Annotated in this window: 9 protein-coding genes and 1 pseudogene; 5 read left to right on the forward strand and 5 right to left on the reverse strand. The window is 34.0% G+C overall.

What is annotated here, in order from left to right; translation table 11 throughout:
• Positions 1 to 28: 28 nt before the first annotated feature.
• The 3 genes from MOC86_RS21020 to MOC86_RS21030 are packed head-to-tail and all read right to left on the reverse strand — an operon-like array spanning position 29 to position 1847.
• Positions 29 to 310 carry an ArsR/SmtB family transcription factor gene (locus MOC86_RS21020; protein WP_268585932.1) on the reverse strand — a complete coding sequence of 94 codons (282 nt, stop codon included), beginning with the start codon at positions 308 to 310 and terminating at the stop codon, positions 29 to 31.
• Between the two features lie 2 nt (positions 311 to 312).
• The gene (locus MOC86_RS21025; RefSeq protein WP_268585933.1) at positions 313 to 1536 is read right to left on the reverse strand and encodes an ATP-grasp domain-containing protein; all 1224 of its coding nucleotides are present in this window, start codon (positions 1534 to 1536) and stop codon (positions 313 to 315) included.
• 11 nt (positions 1537 to 1547) lie between these two features.
• Complete coding sequence (locus MOC86_RS21030; RefSeq protein ID WP_268585934.1) at positions 1548 to 1847, reverse strand: carboxymuconolactone decarboxylase family protein; 300 nt, start codon at positions 1845 to 1847, stop codon at positions 1548 to 1550.
• Between the two features lie 199 nt (positions 1848 to 2046).
• Here MOC86_RS21030 and MOC86_RS21035 point away from each other — a divergent pair, with 199 nt between their 5' ends.
• The 3 genes from MOC86_RS21035 (at position 2047) to MOC86_RS21045 (ending at position 3643) form a co-directional block, all read left to right on the forward strand.
• Positions 2047 to 2499 carry a MarR family winged helix-turn-helix transcriptional regulator gene (locus MOC86_RS21035; RefSeq protein WP_268585936.1) on the forward strand — a complete coding sequence of 151 codons (453 nt, stop codon included), beginning with the start codon at positions 2047 to 2049 and terminating at the stop codon, positions 2497 to 2499.
• Between the two features lie 91 nt (positions 2500 to 2590).
• Positions 2591 to 3493 carry a permease gene (locus tag MOC86_RS21040; RefSeq protein ID WP_268585937.1) on the forward strand — a complete coding sequence of 301 codons (903 nt, stop codon included), beginning with the start codon at positions 2591 to 2593 and terminating at the stop codon, positions 3491 to 3493.
• A 15-nt stretch (positions 3494 to 3508) separates the two neighbouring features.
• A complete protein-coding gene (locus tag MOC86_RS21045) occupies positions 3509 to 3643 on the forward strand; it encodes a hypothetical protein (RefSeq protein WP_268585938.1) in 135 nt (44 codons plus the stop codon).
• A gap of 864 nt (positions 3644 to 4507) precedes the next feature.
• Here the strand turns inward: MOC86_RS21045 and MOC86_RS21050 are convergent.
• Positions 4508 to 4915, reverse strand: coding sequence for a universal stress protein (locus MOC86_RS21050; RefSeq protein WP_268585941.1), 408 nt, complete (start codon positions 4913 to 4915; stop codon positions 4508 to 4510).
• 14 nt (positions 4916 to 4929) lie between these two features.
• Positions 4930 to 6396 carry a SulP family inorganic anion transporter gene (locus MOC86_RS21055; RefSeq protein ID WP_268585942.1) on the reverse strand — a complete coding sequence of 489 codons (1467 nt, stop codon included), beginning with the start codon at positions 6394 to 6396 and terminating at the stop codon, positions 4930 to 4932.
• Between the two features lie 466 nt (positions 6397 to 6862).
• Between MOC86_RS21055 and MOC86_RS21060 the strand changes: the two genes are divergently transcribed.
• Both MOC86_RS21060 and MOC86_RS21065 read left to right on the forward strand, forming a co-directional pair.
• The gene (locus tag MOC86_RS21060) at positions 6863 to 7405 is read left to right on the forward strand and encodes a recombinase family protein (RefSeq protein ID WP_268585943.1); all 543 of its coding nucleotides are present in this window, start codon (positions 6863 to 6865) and stop codon (positions 7403 to 7405) included.
• A 586-nt stretch (positions 7406 to 7991) separates the two neighbouring features.
• Positions 7992 to 8150: pseudogene (locus MOC86_RS21065) on the forward strand (DUF3231 family protein); the annotation flags it as partial.
• Positions 8151 to 8319 lie beyond the last annotated feature (169 nt).

Below are 8319 nucleotides of genomic sequence, written 5' to 3' on the forward strand. Positions count from 1 at the left end.
ACTTGACAGGGGTATATTCACCTTTAACTCACTGTCTTTTTATAATCTCTTCATAAAGTGATGGAGAGATTATACGCTTAATTTCTTCATCATTCACTTGGTAATAACACCAAGTTCCTCTCTCACAGCGCAGAATAAATCCAGCATCAAAAAGTTGCTTTAAATGATAAGAAAGTTTGGACTGGGAAATGTGAAACGTTCTTTGTAGATCAGAGACGCACAATTCTTTATGATGATAAATTTCTTTTATAATTTCCAATCTCATTTTATAACCAAGAGTACGAAGTTTACTCTCATAGTATGTAAGCATTTTTAAGTCTCCAAAGGTTGTTGAATGGTTACATCTAAAGATTTTTGTAAAGAATTTGCGGTCTCAAATGAAGAAGTTTCTGTATTCCCATAGACAATAAAATATCCTAAACGATTAAAATTACTTTCTGTTTTTGGAACTACATCACCCTTTTGAATATACCATTTCTTCTTTTTAATATAAGGTGAGTGAAAGTTCTCATCAAATAAGGCTTTACCAGCCTTATTAGCAAGAAGAAAGCGAATGGACGCAGAAGAAGCACTGGATGAAGATAGTAAGAGATCATCTATTCCTTTACCTAAGGTAACGTAGAAAGCTAATGTTTTAAGATCAATGCCATTAACGGCTTTAACGAGTTCTGGTATTTCATCTCCACCAGGTCTAGCATTAATCTCAACGATTTTTGGTCCTTTTTCTGTTAGCTTAACTTCAGTATGAGTAACACAAAAATCCACACCAATCACCTTTAAGCTTTCTATGACTAACTTTTCAATATCTTTTTCCTGATGAGGGCTTAATTGAGCTGGAAAATCATGCCCTACTTCAATTGAAAGAGGATAAGGAGTTACCACTTTTCTCGTAATTCCTATAATGGTAGTGCGACCATGGACTGTAACAGATTCCACACTAAATTCCGGTCCCTCTAAGAATTCTTCAATAAGGACCTCTGAATCAATGGTTTGACCTACAATATTTTCTGCACCCTGCAAAATATTTTGAACAGCTGTTGATACTTCTTGAAGGTTTTTACATAAATAAACATTTTTACTACCTGAGTCATTAGAAGGTTTGACGATAAGAGGGAAATCACTGTCCTGAACTTTAGATGCCACATCATCCTGAGAAGTAACAAGATGATACTGGACTGGTCCCACGCCAGCTTCATTTAATCGTTTTCGAGCTAATTTTTTGTTCCTACAAGCGTTGGCTGCTTCATAAGGTAACATGTAATCTAACTGTAGGACTTCACTTATTTTAGATGTTAATGGAATACGATATTCATTCATAGTAAATACAGAGGCAATATCATGGTTATTAGCTAATTCTAAACACTTTTCCAATACTAAGGTTTCATTATTCAAGTCTATTTCGACAGGTATATCCACTTCAAAAACTTCATCGAATGCAATTTCTTTTCTCAATAAAATAGTTCTATAACCAAGTTCTTGAACAAGTTTTACTTCGTTATCCCTTGGGCTAACTAAAATAATAAATGGATTGTTCATAGACTGTCTCCTTATTGGCAACAAGTAGATGTTGTAGTGTTAGAGCTTTCTGTCTTGATTTCAACTGAATCCTTTAATCTTTGTGAATTTACAGCGATAGCAATAGCCGTTACTTGTCCGATTTCTTCTTTTGTAAACCCTAATTGTTTAGCTGTTAAGACAGCATTTTTCAATATCTTTTGATCATTTAACAAAGTAGCTGAAGTTAGAATAGCTACAACTTTCTCCCTTTCTGGTAATGTTCCTCCTTCAATAGCTTCATTAAAAAATGTTTCAAAATGAGAATTTAATGTTTGATTTAAGGCTAACATATTTATAACACTCCCCTTAACTTTATTAACATTTTCTATATATACTTTAAAATGTTTATATATGTTACTTAGATGATATAATCAATTTCTAGATGAGTCAACTAAAAATTCTGAAAAAAGAATAAAAAACCATTGACAATAGAAATAGTTGTATTTTACAATTGTTTCAACAAGCAAATATAAAATGTGGTGATAAATAATGAACAACGTAGACGTAGGGAAAGAATCTTATCAATTTCGTCAAATGCTTCAAATTCTAATTAGGCGTTTTGGTCTTCTTGAAAAAGAAGGAGCTCAATGCTGTGGGGTTTCTTTAGTCCAAAGTCATATCTTATTTGAAGTACAACGTACCAAAAACCCATCTTTAAATGAATTATCGTCTTCTTTAGGGCTTGATAATAGTACATTAAGTCGTCATGTTCAGGGGCTTGTAGAACGAAATTTAGTAAATCGTATGCCATCTCCCACAGATCGACGGTATATTACCATTACGTTAACCCCTGAAGGAGAGCAATACGAAAATGAAATTGCAGGACAAATGAATGTATATATTCAAGAAATCCTTTCTAATGTTCCTCAGGAGAAACGTGGGCAAGTATTAGAAAGTATTGATTTAATTTTAGAGGCTATGCAAAACAGCAGTTGCTGTTAAGCTCGCCTTTTTTAAAAATCAATAGTTGTAATTTACAACTATTGATAATGTACATAGTTTTGAAATACATTTATCGAGGAGGCAGATGGTTATGCCAGATGTTGTAACCAAAGTTCTGTTAGAATTTCTATCTTTAAGTAAGAACTTATTAATTTTATTTATTGGAATTTCCCTTTTTATTAACTTTATTCAAGCTTATGTTCCTTTTGAAAAGCTTGAAAAGTGGATGGGAAGTAAGAATCCCTTTCTCGGAAACTTGGCAGGGGCAGCCCTTGGGTTTATCACCCCTTTCTGCTCATGCTCAACCATTCCACTACTTGTTACTATGCTTAATCGTAACATTCCGTTTCAAACAACCATGACTTATTTATTTACTTCTCCCTTGCTAGATCCTTGGATATTGGGGTTAATGGCTTACATCTATGGAGTAAAGGTGACAGTTATTTATACGGTTGCTACTTTTATTTTCTCTATGATTATTGGGTGGTATTTAGATAAAAATAATTATAAAGAGCAGGTTAAGAAAGTTGTAGTTAAAGGTGTGCTCCCCGAGCAAGATAAAGCTCGAAAAAAAGATATTATTTTAAACTTAAAAGAATCTGTTAAGGAAATGGTAGATCTTATGCGCTCAGTCCTCGTTTATATATTAATTGGGGCTTTCATAGGAGCTATTATTAAAGAGGCCGTACCCACAAACTTTTTAACGTTTATTTCAGATCAGAATCAATGGTGGGTAATTCCGGTAGCAGCGATTATTGGTGTTCCTCTCTATATTCGCTTATCAACCATGATGCCAATTGCTCAAGCTTTACTTGTTAATGGTTTCCCAATTGCTCCAACTATGGCCCTGTTAATTGGGGGAGCAGGCGCAAGCCTACCTGAAATCATCATGTTAAAGAGTATCTTCCGCAAGAAGTTAGTTGGAGCATTTGTTGTCTCTGTGTTTCTAATGGCCACTGTTTCAGGCTATTTATTCTTAATATTCGAATTTTAATGGAGGGTGATAATAATGGGTTTACTATCAATTTTTAAAGGAAACAAAAAGGTAAAAGATTGTTGCCAAGTTGAGATTGTAGAAGTGAAGGAAGAAAAAAATAGCTGTTGTTCGAGTGAAAATAACGAAAGTGAAAAGAAAGCAGAATAAGATAAGGTGAGATTTGGTCTTCTAAGTAAGTCTATTATAGGGTCCATCTCTTGATTGCTCAATTTTAATACGATAAAAATTAGATTAAAGGGAGTGATTGATAATGAGATATGAATTGGAATTGGTACTTTTAGAGAAACAACGTTTAATTAATGAAATATCTCTACACGAGGTAGATAACAATTCACTGGTAGAGGAAAGTATCTCTTCACTAATAAAGAGTGCTTTATTTAGAACATCTAATCATCAAACTAAAAACCAATGTTGTGTTCCATGTTGCTAAGTACTTGATAAAGTCAAAAGACCGTTGAGGATTCTTTTCACCCAAAAAGTATCTGCTTAGGATAGCAGATACTTTTTGCTACGAATCCCGTTGATCACGCACATGAATTCTTTTTTACTAAAGAAGACACGGAGGTAGACACCATAAATACATACTGCCGTTAATAAACTAAGGGAGAGATTGTTTATGAATAAGAATAATTACGAGTCTCGATTTATCAATAAGGAAGAAAAAGATAAATTAAACTTTGCTAATCATGAAGCGTGGAAATATGAATCTTTTTATCGGTATCAAATGCCTTTTACAATAAAATCTATTAAATCATTTTTTACAAGAATAAGATTTCAAAAATCTAAAAAATGTATATCTTGCTGCAATTGTTAGCCTATAGAACAAAAACCCCGATTTTCTCATTAGGAGTAAATTGGGGTTTAAAATAAGTATAATAATCCAGCCATAATAGAGTGGAACCTATCTCCCCATACCTTTTTTCACTGCCATTCATCCCCATTCAAATAATAAAAAGAAAACCGATCTTTCTCTTATAAGAAAAACCGGTTCTTTTGTATCTTAATCCTACTCTATTTAATAATCATTACAGGACAATGTACTCTTTTCGCCACTTTATGACTGACGCCTCCTAAGACCATTCCTTGAAGTGCATTTAAACCACGGCTCCCAATAATTATCATATCAAATGCATGTTTGTTGGCATACGATACAATAGTTGGGCCTGGTTCACCTCGTTCAATCGTTAACTTGTATGTTACATTTTCTTGTTTAAACAAGTTTTCGATTTCAGCTAAACCTTGCTGTCTCTTCTGTTTCAATTCGCTGTGCAAAACCTCTGTCTTCACCTTAGAAAGATCAAGGACTGAAATAATCTCTACTTCAGCATCAGGAACTAACTTAGCTAACTGTATCGCATGTGCAGCAGCCCTTTTAGAGTGCTCTGACCCATCTGCGGCTAATAAAATGTTTTTATACATACATTGTCCCCCTATCAATGATTAGATGGTCGTGCATTTGGGTTATTATACGTTGCTAATTTTTGAAGCAGTTTATTACTAACATCATTTAAACCCGTTAGTCTTACTTCAGCATTTGTTTGTTCTTTTAACTTCAATACCACTTTATCAATCGCTGCGACAGCCGAATCATCCCAAATATGGGCTTCTGAAAAATCAATTAAGATAAGTTCTGGTTTTCCTTCAAAAGCAAAAGAGTCCACAAAATCTTGAACAGACGCAAAGAATAATTGTCCTTTAACGGTATAGATTTTTTTATGTGAAGACTCATTTGTCGATACTTCGACCTTGGATATTTTAGCTGCAAAAAAGATAGCACTTAAAATAACTCCCGCAATAACCCCTTTAGATAAATCATGTGTTGCTACTACTGTAATAACCGTTACAAGCATGACAATTGTGTCTGTTAAAGGTACCTTTGTTAAAGTACGAAGGGAAGACCAGTCAAACGTTCCAACGGACACCATAATCATAACACCAGCTAAAGCAGCCATTGGAATTTTCACTACCCAGTCTCCAAGAACCAAGATAAGAAACATTAAAAATACCCCAGCTACGAATGTCGATAAACGTCCTCTTCCCCCAGATTTTACATTGATAACGGTTTGACCAATCATCGCACAACCAGCCATACCACCGAAGAAACCAGCTACGATATTGGCAATCCCTTGTCCGCGGCTTTCTTTGTTCTTATCACTTGGTGTATCTGTCATATCATCTACAATAGATGCGGTTAATAGGGATTCCGTTAGTCCGACAATAGATAATCCTAAAGCAGTAGGAAAGATAATAGATAATGTCTCCATATTCAAAGGAATATCAGGAATCGCGAACATTGGTAATGATTGTGTAATTCCCCCTAAATCACCTACTGTGTTCAACTGAAACCCACCTACAATAGCTGCAATCGTCATGACAACAATGGCTACCAATGGAGCTGGTATAGCTTTTGTAAAACGTGGTAAAATATAGATAATAGCCAATGTAATCGCTACAAATACATATGTCATCGTAGAAATTCCTACAAAGTGAGGAACTTGTGCCATAAAAATTAAAATAGCTAATGAGTTAACGAATCCTACCATAACAGATCGGGGAATAAATTTCATAAGACGTGCAATTTTAAAGATTCCAAAGACTAATTGAATAATACCTGTTAAAATGGTTGTGGCAAATAAATATTGAATTCCATAATCTTTTACTAACGTCACCATTAGTAACGCCATGGCTCCTGTAGCAGCTGAGATCATAGCAGGTCTACCGCCAACGAAAGCCATCACAACGGCAATACAGAAGGACGCATAAAGCCCCACCATAGGATCAACCCCTGCAATAATAGAAAAAGCAATCGCCTCTGGAATAAGGGCTAGAGCTACCACAATACCTGAAAGGATATCTCCTTTTATATTTCCAAACCATTCACTATTTAGTTTTTTTACCATCTGAATCAAAACACCTTCCTTACTGTATTAGGAAAAATTATCTTTTTAAAGTACCATAAATGTACCTTTTAGGTACTTCAAGACCATAAAAAAAGTAAAAGAGTATATATCCCTATTCTTATATATGAACTCTTTTATACCTTTTCCATAGTATACGTATACTCCTGTTTTTTACGCAAATTACTGTAGTCTAATTACTTATCTTCTTAAGGTACATAAAACTCCTTTCTATTTTTATTAATATTTTATTAATAGTGACTTCTAACTCTCATAGAAGCCGGGACGCTGTTAACAAATAAAACTTTAACAGAAAGAAAAGTAAAAGTCTATATTTTTTAGTTCCAAAAACGTTCTTTTTTGGTTCTAGTTAGATTTCCTAATATCTCAATAAAACAAATGTTAACGGTATCGATAATTTGTTACAATAATAAAATGCAAAGAAAACTTCCTTATAGGAGATGGTTTAGTGATCATTGGCTATACTCGTCCATATCGTGACGATGAGAATGTAAGTAAGCAATTGAACGCTTTAAAAGAGCGTCATTGTGAAAAAATATATGAAGAAAAAACAAACTCGATAAATAAACGTGTGGAATTTGATGATATGTTAGGGAATGTAAATGAAGGGGATACCGTAATGGTTTATAAATTCTATTGCATTGCGGACTCTACTAGACATCTCATTGAATTAATTGAATACTTTTCTGACCATAACATTAACTTTGTATCGGTTCTGGATAATATAGATACGTCAACCTCAGAAGGGAAAATCTTCTTCAATATGATGAAGCGTATGGGGGAGTTTCAACATGATGTCATTAGTGAACGTACCAGAGCTGGATTAAAAGAAGCTAAGCAAAAAGGGAAAAATAGTGGACGTCCAAAGAAACCGGATTATAACGTTCATCGTGCTCTTGAAATGTATTGGAGCAAGAAATATAAGATTTCTCAAATTACAGAAGCTACAGGGATTAGCAAAACAACATTATATCGTTACCTAGACAACTAATTACTTTTCAACTCCCCTATCTGCTATATATTATTCAATAAGAATTAGAGTTTAGACAATAAAAGCCCATAATATGTATGGACTTTTATTGCATTTCAAATCCCTTAGTCTTATCTCTATGTATTTCATAACTATAACTTTGTTAACATAACACGCATTATAGGTAGCAACCTTTTACATGGATCTTTTTATACAAAAATAGCGCCCAATTAATTGGGCGCTATTCTTATGTAAAAAGTATAGAAGTTTCGATATTAATATTAATCAATCTGTATTTAAATAATGAGATAAATTAACTTTATTCAAATAAAAAAGGACATTTCTTATATGCCCTGCTTCCCTGTATCAGCCCCACCTACGCTAAATACTGTGACAGCCACTCATGCTATCCTACCTATACTCAGTATAAATGAAAGCGATTACAAAACAAAGAAAATATTTAATGTTATGTTTTGAAAATGTATATCCTATTCATTTTTAATTAACATAATGTTTGTTATCAGAAATTATAGGCTGAACACTTTTTTATTAAGAACGAATTCATATCTATTGGTGAATTGGCAAATATTATCCATGAGGTAATAATGTGGATAAGAATAAGTTAAAACTCACATCTTCCAAAATAGGAACACTATGGGGAGAATATGTAAACGGAACCATGACAGATGTAGTCAATCGATACATGCTCTCTATTATTGAGGATGAATCCATAAAGGCCATTTTTGAAGATGCTATCAAGACCTTTGCTTTATCTTGGCATGAAAAACTACAGGGCCGATTATTAGACTCAATCTAACAATCGGCCCTGCAGTTCGTTAAGCACAGTTTATTCATCGTAAGCATTTAGTGCATTTACTCCATGAGCAAGGGCAGAGCCTGCTTTTAATGCCGTTGCCACCATAATGGCTTCTGCC

Origin of the sequence: Priestia endophytica (assembly GCF_026790145.1) — a bacterium.
Classification (GTDB): domain Bacteria; phylum Bacillota; class Bacilli; order Bacillales; family Bacillaceae_H; genus Bacillus_I; species Bacillus_I endophytica_A.

Excerpts from the sequence above, each read along its gene's own strand:
- MOC86_RS21040 (WP_268585937.1), top strand. The coding sequence starts at position 2,591 with ATGCCAGATGTTGTAACCAAAGTTCTGTTAGAATTTCTATCTTTAAGT.
- MOC86_RS21045 (WP_268585938.1), top strand. The coding sequence starts at position 3,509 with ATGGGTTTACTATCAATTTTTAAAGGAAACAAAAAGGTAAAAGATTGT.
- MOC86_RS21050 (WP_268585941.1), bottom strand. The coding sequence starts at position 4,915 with ATGTATAAAAACATTTTATTAGCCGCAGATGGGTCAGAGCACTCTAAA.
- MOC86_RS21035 (WP_268585936.1), top strand. The coding sequence starts at position 2,047 with ATGAACAACGTAGACGTAGGGAAAGAATCTTATCAATTTCGTCAAATG.
- MOC86_RS21030 (WP_268585934.1), bottom strand. The coding sequence starts at position 1,847 with ATGTTAGCCTTAAATCAAACATTAAATTCTCATTTTGAAACATTTTTT.
- MOC86_RS21025 (WP_268585933.1), bottom strand. The coding sequence starts at position 1,536 with ATGAACAATCCATTTATTATTTTAGTTAGCCCAAGGGATAACGAAGTA.
- MOC86_RS21055 (WP_268585942.1), bottom strand. The coding sequence starts at position 6,396 with ATGGTAAAAAAACTAAATAGTGAATGGTTTGGAAATATAAAAGGAGAT.
- MOC86_RS21020 (WP_268585932.1), bottom strand. The coding sequence starts at position 310 with ATGCTTACATACTATGAGAGTAAACTTCGTACTCTTGGTTATAAAATG.